Origin of the sequence: Curtobacterium sp. SP.BCp (assembly GCF_051903255.1) — a bacterium.
Lineage (GTDB): Bacteria > Actinomycetota > Actinomycetes > Actinomycetales > Microbacteriaceae > Curtobacterium.
In genome coordinates this window covers 3,495,435-3,517,418 of sequence record NZ_CP194338.1, presented here as the reverse complement: position 1 = coordinate 3,517,418, position 21,984 = coordinate 3,495,435, and the positions used below count along the sequence as shown (strand labels likewise).

The following is a 21,984-nucleotide window of genomic DNA, read 5'->3' as shown; positions in this document are numbered from 1 at the left end:
TTACCATATCAGTTCCGGATATATTGATCGTCTTCGTCGAAGTCGCGGCCGCCGTCTTCGCGCCAATTGACCCAGAATCCTTGAGCGCGCTCGCTGTCGCTCCGCGGAGCATATTCATTCTTCGCATGAACGGTCACCGTGCGCCCGGACGATCCGTCTCCGACTACCTTGGCCCAGGCGTTCTCCAGTACGCGGTACTCACCTTGGTTCACTCGGCGACCCTGCATCGCAACGTTGTTGACTCCTTCGACCGGCCCGCCGAATTGTGCTCCAGCCCAGTGGCCTCCATGGTCACCAGGGAGTCTGTCCACTCCACCTGAGGCCGTCTGCTCAGACGCAAGTCGCTGCCGGTCAGCGACCGGGATGACACGATCGAGGTGGAGCTCGACGTCGTCAAGGCGCCCGAGCGAATCCGTCGTGAAGATGTACTGTCCGTCGTCGACGACGTACACGGTGTCACGCTGCCGATTGGCGTGGAGAAGAGCGTCGGTCGGATCGAGCTTCGTCCCGGACTCTGCCCGCACGATCTGTTGCCCGGCTGCGTTGCGCTCGATGCCGTGCGCGTCGATCCTCGTGTCGAGGTCGATCTCTGGATTGAAGCCATCGGATGCGCCCCGCCTCGTGAGCGGCGGGACCCCGGCGGCTCTGCCCGCGCTCGCGTCTGACGGAGTGGGAGACGACCCGCCTCGCTGAGAGGCGTCGACAGCGTCGATGCGGCTGGTGAGGCGGGAACCCGGAGCGCTCGACGGGAGGGCGCTCGGGTGTGTTGCCATGGCGGTGCCGACTGCCGTTCCCGCCGCTGCTGCGTGCTCCGGGCTGGCCAAGTGCACATCTGTGGCGCCCTGACCCGGTGCCGTGTTGGGAGCATCTGTCCCTGAAGTGGGATCGGACGTCCGAGCTGACGATGATCCGTCCATGTGCGCCTCAGCAGCATGGACTTCGGTGGCGGTCGGGCTCTGGACGTGGTCAAGATCGGCGCGGACGGTCGTCGCTTCGTGCGTCGTGACGGTCTGGTGCGACGTGGTGGCGACCTCGTGGTGCGGGGCGTCCGAGCGGCCCTGCACCTCGCTCGCGACGGCGTGCTCAGGAGCGCTCGTGGTCGCGGCGGCCTCGGTGCGTACCGGGACGTCGGTGTCGCTCGCGGGGGCATCCACGTGCGCGTCAGCGGCATCGACGTGTGCGGGCACGTCGGAGTGCGTTGCGTGTTCGGTGTGCACAGGCGCTTCGGTGTGCACAGGCGCTTCGGTGTGATCCCGAGCGTCGACCTGGGATGCGGGCATGTCCGCACGTGCGGCCGGAGCATCCCCGTGGGCGGCCGGAGCATCCCCGTGGGCGGTCGGAGCGTCGGCGTGCGTCGTCGAAGCATCCGTGTGTGCGGTGGCCTGGGTGTGGGCCGGACTGTCGGCGTGCAGCGCCGGAGTATCGGCGTGTACCGCGCCCTCGGCGTGTGCTGCGCCTTCGGTGGGCGTCGCGCCCTGCGCTGCAGCGTCGCTGTGCGCACCACCGCCGAGGTCGTGCGCCCCCGCGTCCACGTGGTCGACGTGCGTCACGACGTTCTCGCCGCCCGCGTGCGTCGTCGAGCCGCCCGCGTGTGCTGCACCCGTGGCGACGGGGGTCTGGGACCCGTCGACGTTCGGCCGGTCACCGGCGTGCGCACCGGTCGGCGAGCCGTGGGCAGCGGCGCCGCTCACGACGGGCGCGTCGGTGTGCGCCGTCGGTGCCGGACCACTGGCCGTCGTCGCGGCGACGTCGACATCGGTCGCGGACGTGACGCCAGTGACATCGACCTCGACGTCGACGTCACCGACGTGCGTGTCCACGTCGATGTTCGTGGCCGCGCCGGTGTCCGAGGAGCCGTGCCCCGACGAAGCGCCGGTGGACCCACTGCCGGCGTGCGCGTGGTGTGCCTCGACGGCGCCGTGGCCGCCGTCGAACGCCGCACCGCCGACGGTGCCGAACACGAGGGACTGGATGACGTTGAAGTCCTGCCCGTTGACCTTCGCGGTCACGTAGTCACCGCCGACGCCGGAGGCCGCGCCCGTCACGGCACCGCGTCCGGTCGAGACCGCGACGTGTGTGAACGTCGAACGTGTCGCCGCGGCTTCGCGTCCGGTCCGCCCGACCAGCCCCAGCCCGCCGCCGATGGTGCCACCGACCGCGCCGCCGAGCAGCGCGCCCTGCCAGCCCTCGGAGAACGACTTGCCCTCGACGAGGATGTTGCTGAAGCCCTGCGAGACGACACCGGTCGCCATGCCCTTGAACGTCTCGCCGGCGATGCGGGCGAATCGGGATCCGCGGCCGACGGCCTGGAACAGCCGGACGCCGTTCTCGATGGCCTCGCGGGGGATGCGCGACAGGGTGATGAGCCGCTGGATGACCTCGGCGATCCGCACGACGAACCGCATGACGGTCGCCGAGGTCGCGGCAGCACCGACGACCGCAGAGGCGCCGAACGTGAAGAAGCTCAGTGCGATGCTGACACCGACCTCGACGCCGACGGCGATGGCGAGCTCCTTGACGATGTCCATGATCTCGTTGCGGGCGGTGACCGTCTGGTCGATCAGCGCGTCGAGGGCTTCGACCGCAGCGCCGGCCGCGGTGGACATCTGGCCGAGCGTCGTCACGACGGACGACCGTGCGGAGGACATCGACGCCCACTGCGGGATGTCGGACGAGCTCGCGACCGTGAGCGATGCGGCCACGCTGCTCTTGATCGACTGGAGCTGGTCGTCGTAGGCCTTCCAGGCGCTGACGGCCGTGCTCATCTTGTCGGTGTCGGCGAGGGGGAGGTGGAGCCCCATCGACGCGAGTGCTTCCTCGACCCAGCCCTGGAACTCACCGAGTGCGCCGGGCCACCCCTCGCCCATCGCCGTCGGCACGGAGGTGTCGAGGCTGACCTCGTGCGTCGGGATCGAGATGCCGCCGTCGCTGTCCTGGAGGGCGCCGGCGAGTTCGGCGCGCTTGTACGCCTGCCCGGTCGCACCCATGATCGAGTCGAAGGCCGCGAGCGCCGTGGCGACGCCCTCGCTGGCCTCGCCCGCCTGCTTCGCGATGTTGTCGTAGGAGTCGATCCACTCCTTCGACGCCTCGTCCGGACCAGCCATCCCGCCGGACCCGGAGAGCACGCTCTGGAGTGACGTCCACGCCGTCGAGAGATCGTGCGACGCGGTCGCCATGTCGTTGCCGTCGCGGGCGATGCCGAAGGCGTCGAGCCGTACGTCGGTCATGCGGTGGGGTCCCCTCGTCCGTCGCCGCGGGTCATGCGAGCTGCGCGCTGAAGTCGGTCCAGGCCGTGTTGAGCGCGTCGATGGTCTGTTGGTACGCCTGGAGCACGAGCTGCGAGTGCTGCGTCAGGCCGTCGGCCGCTTCGGCGAGCGTGGTCGCCTGCGCCGACCACTGCTGGAAGACGGCCTGGAACGACGCCATGGCCGCGCCCTGCCACTCGGCGGGCAGCACCGCGGCGAACGACTGCGCGCCCTGCTGGAGCAGGAGGCAGTACTCGTGCAGCTGGGTCATCGACTGCACGAGCTGGGTGAGGGTGGCGATGTCCGCCTGCTGCTCACTCATCGCCGGCTCCGGTCTGCAGTGTCGCCGTCGCGTCCACGGCGGCGACCCGTCGGGTCCGTCGCGATTCGTCGGCGTTGCCGTTGCCGCCGGTCACGCCACCTGCCACGGCGACGTTGCCGCCGACCGGTGCGTCCGGTGTGCTCGTCGTACCCTCGGTCCCCTCGATTCGGCGCACCGGGACGACCTGCTTGTTCTCGAGGAAGTTGCCCGAGAGCCCGGTCTCGTTGAGTTCGTAGGAGACGCCCGCTTGACGGAGTCGTTCGGCGAGGTCGCGGAGCGTCGCCGCGAGCGCAGCGGAACCGGCCTGGAAGTCGGTCCACGACTTCTGGAACGTCGCGGCGTCCTCGCCCTTCCAGAGCACGTCGACGACGCTCTGCACGTGCGAGTTCGTCGACCCCACCTGCGACTCGAACGTCGTGACGACGGACTGCAACGTCTGTGCCACCTGTCCGAGCGTCTCGGTGCGGACTCGGTACTGCGCCATGGTCTCCCCCGTGGATCGGCCGTCGTGCGACCGGTGGTGAGCCGGTCAGCGGCTGGAGCGGATGGGACCGGGCAGTCCGCGGCGGGACTGCCCGGGCCGGATCAGCGGAACGTGCCCGAGATCGAGTTCTCCGACTCCTCGTACGACAGCGCTGCGCGCGAGAGCAGCTGGCTGATGCCGGCGAGCGACTCCTTCAGCTGCACGGCCGACTGGTCCCACTGCTGGTAGAGGTCCTGGAAGGACGACGACGCCGCGCCCGACCAGTCGCCGCCGACGAGGCCGTCGACGAGCGACTTGAGGTTCTGCAGCTGCGACTCGATGGACTGCGAGCCCGACTGCAGCTGGTTCGAGACGCCCGAGAGCGACTCCGAAGTGACGCGGATGTCCGCCATGGTTCCCTCCAAGAAACACACGTGTCCCTGGGGTCGATCATCGACCTACCCCCCGATGAGTGCCCACCCCCGTCCGGGGGCCGACCGGAGCAGCATAACCGATGCTGCACCCTGCAACGAAAGTATTCGTCACCAACCCGGCTGTCCGGTGCATGCCCGACCCAGGAGGTCGACGCCGTGCTCGGGGTGGGTGACCGCGGCCCACAGCGCCCGCGCATCCTGCGCGTCCAGTGCACGGTCGACCTCCGCGAAGAAGACCGGGGCCGCCGTCACCCACTGCGTGAGGCCCTCGTCGAGTGCGAGCGCCCGCGCATCCTCGGTGATCGCGCGGAGACGCTCGACCGCGGCGCTGACCGGCCGGAACCCGTCCGCGCCCTGCGCACCGACGGCGCCGGTGAGGACCTCCATCACCGGGCCGCGGTAGCGGCTGCAGAGCTCGGTGGCGTCGACGTCGGTCACCTCAGACCCCCGTCTTGCCGTCGAACACCGCGATACCGGAGTTCGTCCGGAAGAACTCGCCCTGGTCGAGCATGGTCGCCGAGCGGGAGTTCGGCAGCCCGCGCCGCGTGGCCTGCGCCCGGAGCGTCCGGTCAAGCCGGTCTGCGTCGGCGTCCGAGTAGTAGACGTCCCCGATGATCTGGATCGCCCCGAAGTCCGGCGCACCGCTGCGTGCCCAGAGCTTCACCCAGCGACGGAACTGCTGCGGTCGTGCCCGCTGCCGCATCGCCGGGCCGTCCTGGAGCGCGACCGTGAGGTAGTGGTTCGCCGACCCGACCGCCTGTGTCCACCGCTCGGCGAAGCCCTTGATCCCACCGGACCGCGCGTACCGGTCGGCACGGGCCTGGTCGTACACGGTGTAGACCGCGGGGATGTCGTCCCAGCTGATCAGCCCGAGCAGCGGGACCTCGACGCCGGCGTCGGACACCGTGATGCCGCGGTCCGGGTCGCCGAGCGTCTGCGCCAGGCGGTTGCGACGGAACCGCAGGACGGCGAAGAAGTAGAAGGCTGCGACGATCGTGACGCCGTGCGCGATGATGATCGGCCCGAGACGACCGAGCAGGCTCGTGATGACCTCGAGCGCGACGACGACGACCACGGTGCCGACGAGGGTCAGCCGTTCGCGTCGCACGACGGACGCCCAGCGCGCGGGATCCGGCTTCACGGTCAGCGGGTCGAGCCCGGTCGTTTCGCCCCCGGTCAGCCCGCCGGTCGGTACGCCCGGGTCCATCGGCTCGTTCACGTTCATCGGATCGCAGCCCCTCGTCGTCGGAATCCGCGCAGCAGCCTACAGGCGAGCGGACGATGCTCCCGAGGTCAGGACACGAACGGGTTGCCGGTCGTGTTCGTCGGCCGATCCGGCACGACCCCGTCGACGGTGACGCCGCTGAGCATGCTCGCGTACTCCGCGAAGTCGGCAGCGCCGAACGACTCGACAGCGTGGATGCCGCGGGCCTGGGCCTGGACCAGGACTGCTGCCGTGATCCGGTTCGTGTCCCGCGGCGAGAGGACCGTGTCGAGGCCGAGGACGTACTGTGCGAACGCGGGACCGTGAACGTTCGGGAACGTGTCGAAGCCCTTCACCCAGCGCTGGTCGACGACGCGCGAGCGGAGCGCAGGAGCATCCTCGAGCAGGAACCACAGGTGGCGCGTGGCCCCGCCGTTCCCACCAGCCCAACGGTCGGCCGCCCCTGCCAGACCCGGCCGCGTCCGACGCCGAGCTGCCTGCGCCGACTCCTCGACCGCGAACACCGCTCGGACCTCCGGCCAGCCGATGTGCGGGACGAGTGGCGTGTGGAGTCCGGCGTTGGACACCCCGAGCAGCAGTCCTGGCTGCCCTCCGGCGGAGCGGAGCAGGGCGAGGCGCCGCCGGAGGAGCACGATGCCGAGGATCGCACCGACCACGAAGAGCAGCGCAGCGAGGACGATCGGGCCGGTCCGGCCCCAGGCGACGGCGCCCACGAGCACGGTGGCGGTGACGACGAGCAGCAGCACACCCCCACGGAGGTCCCCTGCCGCGATGCGACGGAAGCGTTCGGCGTCGTGGTGGACCTCGAAGCGTCCGTCGTGCGCGAAGAAGGTCCGCCAGCTCTGCCGGGTCGCGTCGTCCATCAGCACGACCCCACCGGCCCCGTCACCGGACCCGCGCTCCCACCGACCCGAACCACAGCTCGTCACCCGGCACGAGCTCGACGGCGAGCCCCTCCGGGCACCGGTCCTCCCGGTCGCCACGGCGCAGCACGGTGCCGTTCCCGGACCCCCGGTCGACGATGCGCAGCCCTCCCGTGCCGAACTGCACGGTCGCGTGCACGCGCGACATCGAACGGTCCGGGTCGTCGACGGTGAAGGCACGGGCTCCCTCACGCGCGGCGATCTCGTCGGGCCGTCGCCCGACCAGGATCGTGCCCTCCTCGACGAGGAGCGTCTGGCCCGTGGTGAACACCAACTGCGGGAGGGCGCCGGAGGCCTGCGGCGTGGCGGGCGCGCGCTGCGCCTCCAGGCCGGTGGTCGGGACCGGCCCCGGACGGGCCGGCGGCGGCGGGACGGACGCGGAGGGTCGCGACGGGACGTCCGCGGTGTCGCCGAGGGCGACCGGCGTGGATCGTCGACCACCCGTCGCGAGCTGTCCGCACGCCAGGCAGAACATGCTGTTGGGGCGCAGCTCGGCCCCGCAGTACGAGCAGCGTGCAGCCATGCGGACCACCCTACGTGGCCCGGGAGGCACGGATCACCGCGCGCTCCCGGCGACCGTCCGTCACGCGGCCGGGTCGGGGACCTGCACCTGCGTCCACTCGCCGCGACGGTGCAGGGCGCCGCCGCCGGCGGGCTGGCGCCCGACCATCCACTTCGGCACCTTCTGTCCGAACAGCTGCGTCCCCATCAGGGCGCTCGTCGGGGAGAGCAGCATGCCCTCCTGGGTGCGTCGGACCTCGCCGTACGGGCCGGAGAAGGTCTTCGCGGCGGCGTCCGGGTTCGTCGCGACGACGAACACGAACCGCGCCTTCTCGCCCATCAGCGAGTTCTCGAGCGGGGTGTTCGACACGAGTTCGGCGTCGTCGACGAGCACGGTGACGGGCACGGACGGGTCGTCGTACCGGCCGAGCGCCGGGGCGAGGTCCATGAACCCCATCGGGTCGGTGAGGAGCGGCACGCCGACCTCGCGCGCCCAGGTCGTGAAGACCGAGTCCTTCGTGGCGACGGCGATCACCGGCCTGCCGGTCCACACGAGCTGGTGCGCGATCGCGGTGAGCGTCGTCGACCGGCCCGTGCCGCGTTCACCGACGACCTGGAACCCGCCCGCGGCCGGCCAGTCCAGGGTGATCCGCGCGAGCTCGTCGCCGCCGACGCCGATCGTCGGACCGTCGGGGGTCGAGCGGGCCGCGACCGGGAGGTCCTGCGAGTCGGCGAGTGAGATGCGGGACGGCAGGGCGTCGACGCGGAACGGGCGAGGGCCGGCGATGCCACGGGCGTCCGTGGTGCCCGAGGCGTCGGTCTGCTCCGTCCACCGCAGCCGCGCGGTCTCGACCGCCCCGCGGAGCGCGGCTGCCTGGGTCTCGGCGGAGGCGTCCTGGCCGAGCACGGCGAGCTGCGCCTCGCGCACGGTCGGGCCGAAGAAGACCCGGCCGGGCGGCACGCTCTCGGGCAGCTCACGGACCATGACACCCGCGCCGCGGTAGTCGTTGGTGTCGCGCATCGGCAGGACGTACTGCTCGCTGATGAAGCCCGCGATCTTGTCGGCGGACACGGTCCGGTCGCCGGTGACGGCCACGCGGATGCCGGCTGCCGGCCCCTCACGGAGGACCCGGGTCATCTGGTCGCGGATCGGCAGGAGGTCCTCGGGCTGCATCGAGCTCGTGGCGCGGTCCCAGCCGTCCACCCCGACGACGATGTAGGGCAGCCGCTCGGCGTCGGACGCGGCGGCGCGACGCTGCTCGACGATGGTGCCGACAGCAGCCTGGGACAGCACCGACTGGCGGCGTGCGAGTTCGGCGACGAGGCGGTCCATGAGCCGGGGCAGGCGGGACGGCTCGAGCGGGGTCACGACGGCGCCGGTGTGGGGCGCCTGCGCGAGCGGGAGCAGCCCGCCGTTGCCGTGGTCGATGACGTAGAGGTGCAGGTCGGCCGGGCTCATCCGCTCGACGGCCTGCGCGAGCACGGTCCGGAGCGCGGTGGTGCGGCCGGAGAGCGCCGCTCCGAGGAAGAGCAGGTGCGTGCCGGCCTCGAGGTCCCAGACGAGGGGGCGCTGCGTCTGCTGGCCGGGGACGTCCTCGATGCCGAGCGTGATCGTGGTCGGCGCCCCGGTGCCGCCGGCGACCTGTGCCAGGGGGAGCAGCGCGGGCAGCGGCATGAGCCACGGCGAGGCGTTCTTCGGGATGCCCATCGCCTCGGTGGCGCGGGTGACGACGTCCACCAGTGCACGGAGGTCGGTGTCGTCGTGGTCGACCGGTGCCGCCGCGTGCCGCTTCACGGGGAACCGCGGGGGGTAGGCGAGACCCTCCCAGTCGACGGAGGCGACCTTCGGCAGCTGGCGCTGGACCCGCTGGACGCCCTGCCGGATGCCGGCGACGCGTGCGGTCTGGAAGCCGCTCGGGAGCGCACCGAGCCCGGCGCGGACGAACCCGCGGCCGGGCGTCGACTGGCTGATGAGCGCGGCCTCGGGGGAGCCGAGCACGTCGGTGGAGTCGGCGCGGTCGGTGACGCGGAGCGCGACGCGGAGGTTGATGTTCGACTGCATCTCGGGCGTGATCACACCGCTCGGACGCTGGGTGGCGAGGACGAGGTGCACGCCGAGCGACCGGCCGACGCGTGCGATGCGGACGAGGCCGTCGATGAAGTCGGGGTGCTCGGTCTTCAGCTCGGCGAACTCGTCGATGACGATCATGAGCCGTGCGAGACCGTTCCTCGCCGCGGCGTCGGGGTCCTTCGCCCACGCGGCGTCGACGTCCTTCACGTTCAGTTCGGGGATCCGCAGCGCGGTCTCCCGGCGCTTCAGTTCGGCGTCGAGCGACGTCAGCGCGCGCTCGGTCTCGCGGGCGTCGAGGTTCGTCACCATGCCGACGGTGTGCGGCAGGCGGGAGCAGTCCGCGAAGGCCGACGCGCCCTTGTAGTCGACGAGCACGAAGTTCAGCGCATCCGGTCGGTTCGCCATCGCGAGCGACACGACGAGCGCCTGCAGGAACTCCGACTTGCCGGACCCCGTGGTCCCCGCGACGAGGGCGTGCGGGCCGTCCGCGGCGATGTCGATCGCGAACTCGCCGTCTGCGCTCGCGCCCACGACGACGTGCGTCCGGCGGGGCGACCGCTCCCACCGGGCGACGATCGGCGCGGGGTCCTCGAGGTCCACGCCGAGCAGGTCGACGTAGCGGACGCTCGTCGGGAGCATGCCCTCGTCGCCGACGCCCGAGACGTGGCGGATGGAGCACAGACTGCGCGCGATGCGCTCGGCGGTCGGGACCGACAGGCCGTCGAGCAGGACGGAGGAGTGGTACGCGGCGTCGGACTCCAGCCGGGCGAGCGACCGGTCGTCGGGGTCGACGGCGAGCACCGTCCGGGACTCCTCGGGCAGTCGGGCGCGGTCGGTGTCGAGCGCGATGACGTGCACGCCGACGCGGGCGCCCTGCTCGAGGACCTGCACCATGCCCGGCAGGGTCCGGTACTCGCGCGCCCCGTCGACCACGACGACGACGTCGGTGTCGAAGTCGCCGGCGCTCACGGACGACCCGGCGCGGGTGCGGACCTGCACGAGTGCGGCGAGGTCGCGCAGTCGCTCCCGGCGCGAGTCGTCGGTGTTGCCGATGAGCGTGAGCGCACCGTCCTCGGCCTGCTGCGTGTGCGGGAGCCACTGCGTCCACGCCCACTCCGGGGCCGCGTCGTCACCGCAGACCACGACGACGGCGGTGTCGCGCGGGGACCGCAGCGTGGCGACGGCGGCGAGTGCCGACCGGACGACCGCGCGCGTCACGTCCGTGGGTCCGGCGATCCCGACGACCCCGGCGCCGAGGTCGATCGACACCGGCGCCGGAGCGACGCCGACGTGGTGCGCACCGGTGTGCTTCGACACTCCGCCCTGGAAGTTCGCGGCGAGCGGCACCTCGGCGACGCCGACGCGCACGTGGAGGGCGTCGGCGTCGCGCTTCCGTCGCTCCCACAGCCGCGCGAGCGGCCGCGTGGCGATGTCACGCACCACCACCGGGTCGACGCTGCGGTACCAGGAGTCGAGGCGCTGCTCCTTCACGAGCCCGGCGATCCGCACCCGGGTGTCGGCGATGTCCTGCCGCCACTCCTCGAACGTCTTGATCCCCTTCTTCTTCGCCCGCGACCGCTGCGTGAGGAAGGTCCCGACGACCATCACGGGCGACGCGGCCGCCATCATGAGCATGATCGGGCGGGCGAAGACGATCGCCATCGTGACACCGAGGACGACCGGGATCACCGCGGACAGCCACGGCATCGGGGTCTTGTCGACGTCGTCCGGCTGGTCGCCCGGGAGCACCACGGTCGGCGGCACGGCGGGCGGCATGATCCGTGACGTCCTGTTGAAACCGCGCATCCCGACCTCGTCCGGCGCGAGGTCCGCGTCCGCGAACGGCTCGATCCCGATGCGGAACACCGAGCTGCCGATCTGGACGACGTCGGCGGGCACGATGTCCGTGCTGCCGGTGACGTCGCGGCCGTTCACGGCGACCCCGGGCGCGTCGTCGATGACGGTGAGGACGGCGCGGAGGGGCCCAGCGCCGACCGGCGCGATCCCGGTGGGCGTCGAGGCCGGTGCTCCCTGGTCGACCGAGACCGTGGCGTGGTGCGGTCGGAGGTACGGGTCGGCGATGCACAGCTCCGTGTCGCCCGAGCTGCCGATGCGCAGCGGGCCGTCGAGCGGCAGCGGCACGGTCTCGCCCGCGAACGGGCCGCCGACGACCTCGAGCCGCGGGCGCCCGGGAGGCAGGTCGCTCGGTGTCCGCGCGGGCAGGGTCGAGCCGTTGAGGATGCCCGCCTCGGCCAGCGACGCCGAGGGTCCCGCACCGGGTGCGACCGCGGCGGGGTCGACGCCGAGCCCGGCCGCGACCTCGCCGACGCTCGTCACGTCGGTCGCGTCCACGACGAAGGTCGTGTCGGCGCCGCGGCGCGTCGGGTCCTGCAGGCTGAGGCGGAGCGTCATCGGCTGCCTTCCGTGATGCGGTCGAGGTCGGTCAGGAGCGGGGTGAGGAGGCCGGTCTGCCCGCGGTCGGCGGCGTCGTCCTCGGACGGCAGGGTCGCCACGACGCTCCGGGTGCTCCGGGTGCCGAGGCCGGTTTGGAGGCCCGTGGCCGGGTACCGCGCGCCGGTCGCGGTCGGCTCGCCCTCCTCCGGCGCGAGGGTGCCGGTCGCGGTCGCCGCCGTGCGGCTCCCGGAGCGTGGCAGCACCGTGACGCTGCCGGTCGCCTGGTCGCCCGAGGCGGTGCGGACGTGGAACGAGAACTGGTCGGCGCGGGTCATGGTGCCCGAGGGGCGGTAGGTCGCGACGCCCCGGTCGGTGCAGACGACCGTGCCCGTGACCGCGGAACCGCAGTCCGAGAACAGCACCCGTCCCTTCCGGGCCGAGGCGAGGGAGGACAGGTCGATGCGGAGCGTGCCGTCCGCACCGAGGCGCCGCAGGGTGTCCTGCGCGGCGAGGTCGCTGCGACCGGCCTCGACGAACACGAGCCGGACGGTCGCGGAACCGCTGCCGCCCTGGTCGTCGGTCGCGCGCAGCCGGACGGACGCCGTGCCGGTCCACTCAGACGGCGGACGGACCACGAGGCCGGTGCTCGTCACGGTGGCGACGACCCCGGCGGGCTTCGCGGAGACGACCTGCATCGCCGGACCGGCTGCACAGCCGTCGCACCGGATCCCGAGGTCGCTGTACGGCACGGTCGCCGTCGTGCCCTGCTCGAACGGGTGGTCGTAGGTCTGCTCCTGCAACGAGGGAGCGGACGGGGGCTCCAGCGACACCAGGTACGTGACGTCGAGGTCGATCGCTCCGTTGCGTTCGGGCACGGTCATCGTCACCGTTCCGAAGTCTGCCCGGAACCCCTTCGAGGTCAGGCTGAGGGAGTCCGACGAGCACGCCGCGGTGAGGCCCGTCGGCACGTTCACGCGGCCGCAGTCCGACACCGACCAGCCGTCACCGAGGGACACCTCGGCCTTCCCGACGTACGGGACCGCGATCCGGACCGGGTCGTCGGCGCCCTGGCCCGACCGGGAGTCCTGGTCCGGACCGGCCGCCTGCCGGGCGGAGGCGGCGACGGCGGGGGAGGACGTGCCTCCCGGCAGGGTCTGCGGCAGCACCAGTGCCAGCGCGACCAGCGCGACCGAGCCGGCCACGACGCGGCGCCGCACCCGACCGCCTGCTTCCTGCTGCCCCCGGAACACGCCCTTATGATAGGCGGCGCACCGTCCACGGGGAGGATCGCCGCATGAGCACGACGTCGTCGCGTCCCGGCGTGCCGGACGTCCCCGTCATCCCGCCCGTGCCGTCGGCTCCGTCGCCCGAGCACCGTCGGGAGCGTTCCTCGGGTGCCCGGCTCGGCTGGGACCCCGGCCAGCCCACCCTCTACGAGCAGTGGGGTGTCCCCGCTCCGGCGCCGAAGCGCTCGATGGGATCGGACATCGGGGTGCTCCCTGAACTCGAGCAGACCGAGACGACCCGGCGGCCGCTGTGGAAGCACCCCGCGTTCATCGTCTCGGCCGTGCTGGCCCTCGTCGCCGTCGCGATGGCGGTCGTGATGATCGTCCACGCCGTGACCGCGGAGGGGCCCCCGAAGGTGCGGGACCTCGCGATCGAGTCCGGTTCCGGCAACGTCCACGTCTCGTGGAGCGGGCCGGACGTGGCGTGGTCGGTCTACGTCGTCGAACCGGGCACGAAGCCGGTGGACGTGACCGCGCAGGCACGGGGTACCGAGCTGTGGTTGCCGACCTCGGGCGGGCTGTACGACGCCGACTCCTGCTTCGTCGTCCGTGCCACCGCCGCGAACCAGGGGAAGGCCGTCCCGACCGACGCCGGGACCCGGTCGTCGCAGGGAGCGGACCAGGTCTGCCTGGGCGATGCGGGCTGACCGCGGACGGTCCCCCGGCGTGCGGCCGCGCGGTGGGACCGTCGCGCTCGTCGGGACGGCGCTCGCCGCGGTCCTCACCCTGACCGGCTGCTCGGGTGCGGACCCCGCGGACGTCGCGGTCACCCCGACCGCGACCGGCTTCGGCGGCCAGGCGCCGGTGGACGGCAGCCGCAACGGCATCGAGACCGTCGACGGCCCGACCGCGCTGCGGGAGGTCCTGCGGGCCGCCAGGTCGTCGTCCGTCGTCGCGACCGGCACCGTCACGGAACTCGTCCCGGACCCCGACGCACGGGAGGGCTCCGGTGACACCGTCCCCGGACGCACGGTGCGCTTCACCTACCGTGGTGTGCCCGACGACTCCTCGCTGCAGCTCAGCGTCGGCGGGGTCACCCTCGATGCCCGACGCCGTGGGGACAGCGTGTACGTGCGCGGCAACGCGGCGTTCGCCGAACGGACCGGACTCGACGAGGCGACCGCCGGCAGGGTGTGCGTCCCGGCGGGGTCGGCGACCCTCCGGACCTTCGCGCCCTTCACCGAACCCGACGACCTGCTCCGCACGGTCCTCGGGGCGGACGGTGACGTGACGCTGCACCCCGGCGCGGTGAGCGGCACCGGGGAGGACGCCCGGGCGCAGGTCGTCGTCGCGAGCGGATCGTCACCGGTCGGCGCACTCGAGGTGTCGGCGGTGGGGGAGCCGGTCCCCTACACGCTCAGTGCCGCGGACGGGACGGGCACGGTGTCGATGTCCTTCCGGTCCTGGGGAGCCGACCTCGAGCTGCCGGATCCGGACGACGTCGTCCGAGCCTGCTGACCCGAGTCGGCTGACCGGGCGCGGCGCGGCGTGGCAGCGACAGCTCAGTGTGCCCCTGCGCGGTGCTGCGGGTGCGGCGGCCGTCGCCTCTCCGCCGCCGCGCGTCAGCCCGCCGCGCGTCGCGCCCGGTGCGCCCGGACCTTCGCCCGGTTGCCGCACCGCTGCATCGAGCACCACCGACGGGTGCCCCCGCGGGACGAGTCGTAGAACACGAGCCCGCAGTCCTCGGCCGAGCACCGGCTCAGCCGTGTCGGTCGTCCGTCGGCCTCGGCGTCGTCGAACCCGACCTCGGTGAGGAGCGCGACGGCGTCCCGCGCGACGCTCGACAACGCCTGCGCCAGGCGGACCCGGTTCGCCCCGGCGCGACGGCGACCACCCGGGAGGCTCGGCGGCACGTCCGGCAGCGCCGCGAACAGGTTCACCGTGTCGATGTCGTCGGGAGCCGGCCGGGTCCGCCCGGTCCCGGCGCGGAGTCCCGCCGCCACCGCGGTCCGCTCGGCGGCCGTCGACGCGGGAGCCGGGGCAGCGGCCACCGCGAGCCGGGCGATCGCCGCCCGCAGTGCTCGGGCGTCCTGCAGCTCGCGCGCTGTGGCGCCGACGTCGATCGGCTCGGTGTGGTCACCGAGCCACTCGTCGAGGTCGGCCGGCGTCGCGAGGAGCTCACCGAGCTGCGAGCGGGGGTGGCGTCCGTCCGGGTCGTCCGCGAAGCCCCCGGTGTGCGCGAAGTCGAGGGCGATCCGTCCGGCGTCGAAGAACCAGGACGATCCGGCGTCCGTGCGGATGTGCTGCCCCGTGTGCATCCGCCCAGGCTAACGGGTTACCGCCTCCGCACCAGCGGGAGCCGTCGACCGCCGTTGCCAGGTGATGACGTTCCGGGCGTCGAACCGCCGGGAGCACTTCGCGCACGCCAACGGCCGGGTGGGCGTCCGGTACCGGACGTGTTCGTGCCCGGCCGGGCACGCACCGACCCACGGCGCGAGCTCGGTCGCCACGGGGCCGTCGTAGAGCCGCGAACCCGTGTACCCGATCGCCGCGGCCGTCCGCCGCCACACCGGACCGTGGGCGGCCCGTGCCCCGGCGAGCGCGTGGGCGATCTCGTGCAGCAGCACCTGGTCGGCGTCCTCGTCCGAGAACCGCGCGGCCAGGTGCCGGCTCACCGTGATGCGCCGTTTCGTGAAGTCGCACTGCCCGGCCCGCGTCTTCGCGTGGTCGAACGCGAACGTCCAGGTCGGGTCGAGGTGCTCCGCCATGAGCCCGGCGGCGCGCTGACGGACGGCGTCGAGCCGCTCCGTCATCGTTCCGGGCGCGGGTCCGCCTGGCCCTTCCGCGCGGCACGCGCCGCGATGCGTCCCCAGATGTCGTCCGCCTCGGTGCGGGCCGCGTCCGGCGCACCCAGCACCCGACGTCGGACCCGCGGCTCCTGCTCCGCGACCTGCGGTTCCGGACGGGAGGCCCGTGGCGCCTCCTCGACGTCGTCCTCCGCCCGGCGGGCGGCAACGTCGCGGGCCGTGCGCGGCTTCTCCGGCTGGTCGTCGGTGGTCGAGATGGCGGCGCGCATCGCTGCCTCGACCGCGGTGCGCAGGGCATCGGTGCGCTCCGACGGCGCCCCGGCCTGGCGGAACGCCTGGTAGGCGCGGGACAGGGCCGAGCGGGCCTCCTCGAAGCGGCCGCTCTCGAAGAGCGACCAGCCCTCGAGCTCGGCGGCGGCGCCCTCGAGCTCCGGCCACTCCTCGGTGCGTGCGGTGTCCCGGGCGAGGGCGGCCTCGGTGGCGGCGCGCTCGTGGCGACCGAGGTCGTGCAGCACGTGCGCGCGACGGATCCGGGCGGCGACCTTGTCCTGACGCTCCCCGGTGAACATCGTCAGGCGGAAGACCTCCTCCGCGACGACGAGCGACTCGTCCAACCGACCGAGCAGGCGCAGGAGTTCGGCCCGCTCCGCGAGGGCCTCGGTACTGCGGCTCTGCCCGAGGTCACGGAGGCGCTGCTGCACGGCCTCGGCGTCGACCGCGGGGCGCAGGCTGATCGGCGCGAACGTCGAACCCGGGCTCACCCCGGCGGTGACGGGCGCCGCGTGGCGGCCGTCACGGGCGCGGTCGGTCCGGTCGTGCGGCTGCGGGTTCTCGGGCGGGAGGGACATCGGTTCGAGGGTAACCGCGCTGCGCCGAGAGTGAGCGGTGCCACGCGCACGGGGGTCACCCGGACGTGGAACGGCCCGCCGTGCCGGAGCACGACGGGCCGTCGACGATGTCGACCGTCAGGGGGCGAAGCCGGAGTTCGCGGCGGCGGCTCCCGCGACCACGGCGTAGACGACGATGAGGACGATCGGTCCGAGCACCGCCAGGACGAGGCCGAACACGCCGAACCCGCGCCCGCGCTTCGTGACGATGGCGATGATGCCCTGCACGATCGCCCAGACGCCGAGCACCGTGCCGAGGAGCGACAGCACGCCGGAGACGACGATGGCCGGTGAGCTCGCCAGGTCGTTGTACTGCGAGGGATCGGGTGTCGACGAACCGCCGTTCCGCAAGATCTCGTCGAAGGCGCTGCTGGAGACGATCGCGGTGCCGAAGAAGTACCCGGCGATGCCACCGATGACGAGCGCGATGAGCCCGAGGAAGAACGCGACCACGCCGACGGTCTTCTTCTTCGCGGGCTTCGGCTCGTCGTACTGCTGCCACGAGGGTCCGCCGTGGTTCGTCGCTGCCGCGGCGGCGTACGGCTGCTGCTGGTGGTCGTGGTTCCACGCGGGTGCGCCCGACCGGTCGTCGTGCTGGCCCTGCCCGTACTGCGACTGGCCGTACTGGCCCTGCTGCTCGCGGTACTGCTCGCTGCCGTACTGCGGCGCGGCCGTCTGCTCGCCGTACCGGGGCGCGTCGCCCTGCTCGCCGTACCGCGGCGTCGTGCCCTGCTCCCCGTACTGCGGCGCGGACGCGGGTTCGGCGCGCTCCCCGTACCGCGGGGTGGTGTCGCCCTGCTCGCCGTACCGCGGGGCGTCAGCGGAGGAGGCGTCCGGCGCGGGCCCCCAGCTCGGCGCCTGGCCGTCGGTCGGCCGGCCCTCGTTGCTCCGGTCGTCGTTCGTCATGGCGTGCGGTCCCTTCGCTCGGTCGTGCCCTGCACGGTCGTTCAGCCCATCCTGCCCGTCCTGTCCGCTGAACGCCCGACAACGCCACCGCGGTGCACGGCACGCGGGACGGACGCGACGGAACACGCGTCGATCGACGTGCGGTTCGTCGCAGTCGTGACCGAGAAGCCCATGCGCGCTCATCGTGCGACGAAGCACCTCGGGATCGACGCGCGGGACGTCGAAACGCGCGCGTTTCGTGGGGGAGGAAGCGCCGTCCTGGCGTCAGCCGCCGAACACGCTCCGGTTCGGCTCGGGTGACGCCACCGCCGTCTGGTCGGTGACGATCGGCGCGCCGGCCACGAACGCCCGCAGCTCCGCGCCGTGCACGACCTTCGCCGGCATCGGGTCCGAGGAGTACCGCCGCGGCATGTCCGCCACGGGCAGGTCCGTCGGGGAGCCGAGCAGCACGATGTTCCCGAACCGACGGCCCTTGAGCATCCCGGTGTCCGCGACGGCCGCGACCGACGGCAGCACGGACTGCAGCGTCGACGCCTGCCCTCGCGCGAAGGCGAGACCCGCGCCGTCCGCGACGTTCACGGCGACGATCCCCGTCGGCGAGAGGAACGCCGCCACCTCGCGGTAGAACTCGACGCTCGTCACGTGCGCGGGGATCTGCGACCCGCCGAACACGTCCACCACGACGAGGTCGACCGAACCCCGCAGACCAGCGGGCAGCTTCGAGAGGACCTCGCGCGCATCGCCGTACCGCACCCGGATGGAGGCGCCGCGGGGGAACGGCAGCACGGCCCGGACCTGGTCGACGAGGTCCCGCTCCAGCTCGATCACCTGCTGCCGCGAGCCCGGCCGGGTCACCGCGACGTACCGGGGGAGCGTGAGCGCCCCCGCCCCGAGGTGCAGCGCCGTGATCGGGCCACCCGGCAGCAGGTCGATCGCGTGCCCGATGCGCCGGATGTACTCGAACGCCAGGTGCGTCGGGTCCTCGAGGTCGACGTGCGACTGCGGCGTCCCGTCGACCACGAGCGTGTACGAACCGGGCCGGTGCTTGTCCGGCTCCACGACCGCGTACCCCGCACCGATCCGGAACCCGTCGAACGCATCAGCCATGCCCCAATCGAACACCACCGCGGATCCCCACCCGCACCCCCACCCCTGGTTGGTGTGCCCGCGGACGCCCGCGAACGAGGCTGGGGACACCCCGACGGGAACCCCGCCGGACGCCGACGGGAACCCCCGCCGGACCCCGAACGGAAAGGTTCACCCCGATGTCCGCCCAGCTCGTCGTCAACGTCCTCCTCGGTCTCGCCCTCGTCGGCTTCCTCGCCTACCGGCAGGCCACCTGGCAGTACCTCGACCCGACCCGCATCTGGCGCACGCCGCTGGTCATGGGCGTCGTCGGCGTCGTGGTCCTCGCGAACTCCGGCGTCACCGTCACCACGACCGACGTCGTGTTCCTCGCGATCGAGGCCCTCGTCACGATCGGCGTCGGCCTGACCATGGGGAGCATCACCCGGTTCCGCACCGTGTCGACCCCGGACAGCAAGGGCCGCACGCTCCAGTCCCGCACCGGGTGGACCGGCGCCGCGCTCTGGGTCGTCCTCATCGTCGTGCGCATCGGCCTCGACGTCCTCGGCGGCCACCTCGGCGCCCACCTGCTCACCTCGACCGGCACGATCCTGCTCGTCCTCGCCCTGAACCGTGCCGCCCGAGCCGTCGTCGTCGACCAGCGGATCCCCGGCGGCAGCGCCCGTCGCACGAGCGGCATGATGGTCCGGTGACCATGCTCGCCGAGCCCGAGCGGGCCGACCTCCCCCGCGGTGCCGGGGGCGGCCGGCCCCGTTCCGGTGTCGCGTGGGGGCTCAACGCGCTCGGGGTCGCCGTCGTCGGCTTCTGGTTCGTGAAGAACGGCATCGGCCTCCACCACCCCGCGTGGGTGTGGGTCGTCGGGGGTGTGGCGCTCGCCGCCTGGGTCCTCCGCGAGTTCGGCCGCTCCACCCGCACGGTCCTCGCTGCCGGCGCGCTCATGGTCCTCGCGGGGTCCGTCGTGGTCGTGCCGACCGACTCGCTCCTCATCGTGCCGGTCATCGTCGGCATCGTCCTGCTCGGCGCCACCCTCACCGTCCCGGTCTGGGTCGGTGCCGTCGCGGCCGTGGTGTCCCTCGCCGTGATCGCCGTGTCCGCCACGGTGCTGCACGCGTCCGTCCAGTTCGTCCTCGGCACGAGCGCCGGCCTCCTCCTCGGCGTCCTCATCGGATTCAGCCGCCGGCAGTTCCGGGTGGCCGAGCAGCGCTCCCGCGAGGCCCTCGCCGAGCAGCAGCGCGCCGCCCTCCTCGCGGACCGCTCCCGCGCCGCGCGGGACATCCACGACGTCCTCGCGCACTCCCTCGGCGGGCTCGTGCTCCAACTCGACGCGGTCGAGGCCCTCCTCGAGGCCGGCCGCGTCGACGAGGCCGCCCGCCGCGCGGGCGAGGCGCGGACGCTCGCCGCGGACGGCCTCGCCGAGGCCCGCCGGGCCGTGCACGCCCTCCGCGACGACGCGGACACCGAGCCGCAGGCCGACGTCGAGGCGCCGAGCCGCGCCTCCCGGCTGGAGACGCTGCTCGAGGACCACCGGTCGTTCGGCGGCACGGTCCACGCGCAGGGGGACGAGGCGCTCGCCGACCTCGACGCGGCGCACCGCGCTGCCGTGGTCCAGGTCTGCCGGGAGGCCCTCAGCAACGCCCGCAGGCACGCCCCGGGCCGCCCCGTGGCCCTCTCGGTGGTCCGGGACGGCTCCGCCGTGTCCGTCACGATCACGAACCCGCTCGGCTCCGACGGCCACGGGATCACGGGCATGCGGGAGCGCCTCGCGGAGCTGGGCGACGACTCGACGGTCGACGCCGGGATCCGCGACGGGGCGTTCGTCGTCGCGGTGCGCGTGCCCGTCGCGGACCGGGCGGGGGAGTCGTCGTGACGATCCGGGTGCTCGTCGTGGACGACCAGGCGATCGTCCGCGACGGGCTGGTGACGGTGCTGTCGCTCGTGCCCGACCTCGAGGTCGTGAGCGAGGCCGCCGACGGTGCCGAGGCCGTGGAGGCCGTCGGACGCGACCGCCCGGACGTCGTGCTGATGGACCTCCGCATGCCCGGGGTCGACGGCCCGACCGCGACCGCACGCATCACGGCGGCGCACCCGGAGGTCGGCGTGCTCGTGCTCACCACCTTCGCCGACGACGACTCGATCGTGACGGCGCTCCGGGCCGGAGCCCGCGGGTACCTGACGAAGGACGCGGGTCGGACCGAGATCGCCACCGCCATCCGGGCGGTCGCGTCCGGCCAGGCCACGTTCGACGCCTCGGTCGGGGCGCGGCTCGTCGCGCAGCTGGGAGGCCCTCCGTCAGCATCGGCGGCGCCGTCGCCGGGCGTGCGCGACCGCTTCCCGGACCTGACCCCACGTGAGGCGGACGTCCTCGAGCGGATCGCCGCGGGCCGGTCGAACCCGGAGATCGCCGCCGAGCTGTTCCTGACGGTCCCGACCGTGAAGTCCTACGTGAACCAGGTGTTCGCGAAGCTCGGGGTCCGCAGTCGTGCGGAGGCCGTCGCCCTCGTGCTGCGCTCCTGACCCTGCACTGCGCTCCCCGGCCACCGTCGCCGTCCGCCCAGCCCGCGCCAAGGGACGTCACGTACCGTTCACCCGGTCGTCACCCGGACCGTGTCGATGCCAGCGGCCCCACACCGCCCGCGTCCACCCTCCGCCGTGACCGCGACGAGCCCGCCCGGCCGACCCCACCGTCCGGTGCCCGCACGTCGTCGGCGCGTCGCTGCGCCGCCGTCCGGTGCGCCCTGCGTGCCGGACCGCCCGCCGCGTGCGCAGAGCACGCCGTCCCGTGCCAGCAGGAGCCCCCGCATGACCGACACCCTGAGCGTCCCGACCCTGGGACTGACCACCGCGACCCGACCCCGCACGGCGACCCGTGCCTCCCGGCCGGTCCACGGCGACCACGACGTCGCACCCGCCTGGATGCGCGCGACCGGTGCGGTCCTGCTGCTCGGCGGCCTCGCGCTGTCGAGCGCGGTGCTGGCCTGGCCCGGTGACGCACCCGAGGCCGCGCTCCTCGTCCCGGGGGTCGTGGCGGTCGTCACCGGCTTCCTGCTCGTGCTCGCCCGGACCGGCGTCACCGTGACCGACGACCACGTGGTGCTGCGCTTCCGCCCGTTGCCCGCACGGCGGATCGACCGCTCCCGGATCGTGGACGTGCGTCTCGTCGAGGCGGACGCGTCGACGTTCGGCGGCATCGGGCTGCGCCGCGCGCACGGCGTGCGCGCCCTGCTCCTGACGCCGGGGCTGGGCGTCGAGATCACCGACGACCGCGGCCGCGTGACGTTCGTCCGGACCGCGCGCCCCGAGGCGACGTACCGCGCGCTCGCGGCCTGACCACGGCGGAATGAACGACCGGCCCACCGGCTTATACACGTCATCGACGAAGAAGGTCAAGCCAGGACTGGACACCGGGGGACAAGCCGACCTATGATGACAGTTCGCGCTCCCTGGCTCGTCGTGTCGTCATATTGCGGTCGACCGTCGGTTCACATCGAACCCGC

21 protein-coding genes are annotated in these 21,984 nt (G+C 73.2%); 6 read left to right on the top strand and 15 right to left on the bottom strand.

The genetic code is table 11. The annotated features are described in order from the left end of the window. Positions 1–8: 8 nt before the first annotated feature. From ACRQ4C_RS16830 to ACRQ4C_RS16785, 10 genes are all read right to left on the bottom strand, one after another. A complete protein-coding gene (locus ACRQ4C_RS16830; protein WP_439689484.1) occupies positions 9–3,227 on the bottom strand; it encodes a DNA/RNA non-specific endonuclease in 3,219 nt (1,072 codons plus the stop codon). A 31-nt stretch (positions 3,228–3,258) separates the two neighbouring features. Further along, positions 3,259–3,567, bottom strand: coding sequence for a hypothetical protein (locus tag ACRQ4C_RS16825; RefSeq protein WP_290133535.1), 309 nt, complete (start codon positions 3,565–3,567; stop codon positions 3,259–3,261). Then, entirely contained in the window at positions 3,560–4,051 is a 492-nt protein-coding gene (locus ACRQ4C_RS16820) for a WXG100 family type VII secretion target (protein WP_439689483.1), read from the bottom strand. Before ACRQ4C_RS16820 ends, ACRQ4C_RS16825 begins: the two co-directional genes overlap by 8 nt. Positions 4,052–4,152: 101 nt before the next feature. After that, positions 4,153–4,443, bottom strand: a complete 291-nt coding sequence (locus ACRQ4C_RS16815; RefSeq protein WP_022903345.1) for a WXG100 family type VII secretion target — start codon at positions 4,441–4,443, stop codon at positions 4,153–4,155. 129 nt (positions 4,444–4,572) lie between these two features. Beyond that, the gene (locus ACRQ4C_RS16810; RefSeq protein WP_439689482.1) at positions 4,573–4,902 is read right to left on the bottom strand and encodes a hypothetical protein; all 330 of its coding nucleotides are present in this window, start codon (positions 4,900–4,902) and stop codon (positions 4,573–4,575) included. Between the two features lies 1 nt (position 4,903). Continuing rightward, entirely contained in the window at positions 4,904–5,689 is a 786-nt protein-coding gene (locus ACRQ4C_RS16805; protein WP_439689481.1) for a hypothetical protein, read from the bottom strand. 68 nt (positions 5,690–5,757) lie between these two features. After that, complete coding sequence (locus ACRQ4C_RS16800; RefSeq protein ID WP_439689480.1) at positions 5,758–6,552, bottom strand: hypothetical protein; 795 nt, start codon at positions 6,550–6,552, stop codon at positions 5,758–5,760. 22 nt (positions 6,553–6,574) lie between these two features. Next, entirely contained in the window at positions 6,575–7,135 is a 561-nt protein-coding gene (locus ACRQ4C_RS16795; RefSeq protein WP_439689479.1) for an FHA domain-containing protein, read from the bottom strand. A gap of 60 nt (positions 7,136–7,195) precedes the next feature. Next, positions 7,196–11,596 carry an FtsK/SpoIIIE domain-containing protein gene (locus ACRQ4C_RS16790; protein WP_439689478.1) on the bottom strand — a complete coding sequence of 1,467 codons (4,401 nt, stop codon included), beginning with the start codon at positions 11,594–11,596 and terminating at the stop codon, positions 7,196–7,198. Next, positions 11,593–12,828: an Ig-like domain-containing protein gene (locus tag ACRQ4C_RS16785; RefSeq protein ID WP_439689477.1), complete on the bottom strand. Its 1,236-nt coding sequence runs from the start codon at positions 12,826–12,828 to the stop codon at positions 11,593–11,595. The genes ACRQ4C_RS16790 and ACRQ4C_RS16785 overlap by 4 nt, the downstream gene beginning before the upstream one ends. A gap of 44 nt (positions 12,829–12,872) precedes the next feature. On the opposite strand from ACRQ4C_RS16785, the gene ACRQ4C_RS16780 reads away from it, so the two are divergent. Both ACRQ4C_RS16780 and ACRQ4C_RS16775 read left to right on the top strand, forming a co-directional pair. Next, positions 12,873–13,511, top strand: a complete 639-nt coding sequence (locus ACRQ4C_RS16780) for a hypothetical protein (protein ID WP_290133543.1) — start codon at positions 12,873–12,875, stop codon at positions 13,509–13,511. 19 nt (positions 13,512–13,530) lie between these two features. Further along, positions 13,531–14,322: a hypothetical protein gene (locus tag ACRQ4C_RS16775; RefSeq protein WP_439689476.1), complete on the top strand. Its 792-nt coding sequence runs from the start codon at positions 13,531–13,533 to the stop codon at positions 14,320–14,322. Positions 14,323–14,426: 104 nt separating this feature from the next. Here ACRQ4C_RS16775 and ACRQ4C_RS16770 read toward each other — a convergent pair whose 3' ends face one another. The 5 genes from ACRQ4C_RS16770 to ACRQ4C_RS16750 all read right to left on the bottom strand — a co-directional run bounded on the left by ACRQ4C_RS16770 (position 14,427) and on the right by ACRQ4C_RS16750 (position 18,511). Next, positions 14,427–15,122, bottom strand: a complete 696-nt coding sequence (locus ACRQ4C_RS16770) for a CGNR zinc finger domain-containing protein (RefSeq protein WP_439689475.1) — start codon at positions 15,120–15,122, stop codon at positions 14,427–14,429. A 9-nt stretch (positions 15,123–15,131) separates the two neighbouring features. Further along, entirely contained in the window at positions 15,132–15,617 is a 486-nt protein-coding gene (locus ACRQ4C_RS16765; RefSeq protein ID WP_400412126.1) for a SprT-like domain-containing protein, read from the bottom strand. Then, entirely contained in the window at positions 15,614–16,459 is an 846-nt protein-coding gene (locus ACRQ4C_RS16760) for a hypothetical protein (protein WP_439689474.1), read from the bottom strand. Before ACRQ4C_RS16760 ends, ACRQ4C_RS16765 begins: the two co-directional genes overlap by 4 nt. Positions 16,460–16,576: 117 nt before the next feature. After that, entirely contained in the window at positions 16,577–17,404 is an 828-nt protein-coding gene (locus ACRQ4C_RS16755; RefSeq protein WP_439689473.1) for a hypothetical protein, read from the bottom strand. A 264-nt stretch (positions 17,405–17,668) separates the two neighbouring features. Further along, positions 17,669–18,511 carry a spermidine synthase gene (locus ACRQ4C_RS16750; protein WP_439689472.1) on the bottom strand — a complete coding sequence of 281 codons (843 nt, stop codon included), beginning with the start codon at positions 18,509–18,511 and terminating at the stop codon, positions 17,669–17,671. Between the two features lie 158 nt (positions 18,512–18,669). On the opposite strand from ACRQ4C_RS16750, the gene ACRQ4C_RS16745 reads away from it, so the two are divergent. The 4 genes from ACRQ4C_RS16745 to ACRQ4C_RS16730 all read left to right on the top strand — a co-directional run bounded on the left by ACRQ4C_RS16745 (position 18,670) and on the right by ACRQ4C_RS16730 (position 21,817). Beyond that, entirely contained in the window at positions 18,670–19,182 is a 513-nt protein-coding gene (locus tag ACRQ4C_RS16745; RefSeq protein ID WP_439689471.1) for a hypothetical protein, read from the top strand. 2 nt (positions 19,183–19,184) lie between these two features. Continuing rightward, complete coding sequence (locus ACRQ4C_RS16740; protein WP_439690924.1) at positions 19,185–20,357, top strand: sensor histidine kinase; 1,173 nt, start codon at positions 19,185–19,187, stop codon at positions 20,355–20,357. After that, on the top strand, positions 20,354–21,004 hold the full coding sequence (locus tag ACRQ4C_RS16735) for a response regulator transcription factor (protein WP_439689470.1): 651 nt from the start codon (positions 20,354–20,356) through the stop codon (positions 21,002–21,004). The genes ACRQ4C_RS16740 and ACRQ4C_RS16735 overlap by 4 nt, the downstream gene beginning before the upstream one ends. Before the next feature lie 285 nt (positions 21,005–21,289). Further along, positions 21,290–21,817 (top strand): hypothetical protein, encoded by a 528-nt coding sequence (locus tag ACRQ4C_RS16730; RefSeq protein ID WP_439689469.1) that lies wholly within the window; start codon positions 21,290–21,292, stop codon positions 21,815–21,817. Positions 21,818–21,984 lie beyond the last annotated feature (167 nt).

What these genes read in the sequence shown, in the direction of transcription:
- ACRQ4C_RS16740 (WP_439690924.1), top strand. Translation starts at nt 19,185, where the DNA reads ATGCTCGCCGAGCCCGAGCGGGCCGACCTCCCCCGCGGTGCCGGGGGC.
- ACRQ4C_RS16825 (WP_290133535.1), bottom strand. Translation starts at nt 3,567, where the DNA reads ATGAGTGAGCAGCAGGCGGACATCGCCACCCTCACCCAGCTCGTGCAG.
- ACRQ4C_RS16765 (WP_400412126.1), bottom strand. Translation starts at nt 15,617, where the DNA reads ATGACGGAGCGGCTCGACGCCGTCCGTCAGCGCGCCGCCGGGCTCATG.
- ACRQ4C_RS16790 (WP_439689478.1), bottom strand. Translation starts at nt 11,596, where the DNA reads ATGACGCTCCGCCTCAGCCTGCAGGACCCGACGCGCCGCGGCGCCGAC.
- ACRQ4C_RS16755 (WP_439689473.1), bottom strand. Translation starts at nt 17,404, where the DNA reads ATGACGAACGACGACCGGAGCAACGAGGGCCGGCCGACCGACGGCCAG.
- ACRQ4C_RS16820 (WP_439689483.1), bottom strand. Translation starts at nt 4,051, where the DNA reads ATGGCGCAGTACCGAGTCCGCACCGAGACGCTCGGACAGGTGGCACAG.
- ACRQ4C_RS16830 (WP_439689484.1), bottom strand. Translation starts at nt 3,227, where the DNA reads ATGACCGACGTACGGCTCGACGCCTTCGGCATCGCCCGCGACGGCAAC.
- ACRQ4C_RS16815 (WP_022903345.1), bottom strand. Translation starts at nt 4,443, where the DNA reads ATGGCGGACATCCGCGTCACTTCGGAGTCGCTCTCGGGCGTCTCGAAC.
- ACRQ4C_RS16750 (WP_439689472.1), bottom strand. Translation starts at nt 18,511, where the DNA reads ATGGCTGATGCGTTCGACGGGTTCCGGATCGGTGCGGGGTACGCGGTC.
- ACRQ4C_RS16780 (WP_290133543.1), top strand. Translation starts at nt 12,873, where the DNA reads ATGAGCACGACGTCGTCGCGTCCCGGCGTGCCGGACGTCCCCGTCATC.
- ACRQ4C_RS16760 (WP_439689474.1), bottom strand. Translation starts at nt 16,459, where the DNA reads ATGTCCCTCCCGCCCGAGAACCCGCAGCCGCACGACCGGACCGACCGC.
- ACRQ4C_RS16805 (WP_439689481.1), bottom strand. Translation starts at nt 5,689, where the DNA reads ATGAACGTGAACGAGCCGATGGACCCGGGCGTACCGACCGGCGGGCTG.
- ACRQ4C_RS16795 (WP_439689479.1), bottom strand. Translation starts at nt 7,135, where the DNA reads ATGGCTGCACGCTGCTCGTACTGCGGGGCCGAGCTGCGCCCCAACAGC.
- ACRQ4C_RS16745 (WP_439689471.1), top strand. Translation starts at nt 18,670, where the DNA reads ATGTCCGCCCAGCTCGTCGTCAACGTCCTCCTCGGTCTCGCCCTCGTC.
- ACRQ4C_RS16800 (WP_439689480.1), bottom strand. Translation starts at nt 6,552, where the DNA reads ATGGACGACGCGACCCGGCAGAGCTGGCGGACCTTCTTCGCGCACGAC.
- ACRQ4C_RS16730 (WP_439689469.1), top strand. Translation starts at nt 21,290, where the DNA reads ATGACCGACACCCTGAGCGTCCCGACCCTGGGACTGACCACCGCGACC.
- ACRQ4C_RS16770 (WP_439689475.1), bottom strand. Translation starts at nt 15,122, where the DNA reads ATGCACACGGGGCAGCACATCCGCACGGACGCCGGATCGTCCTGGTTC.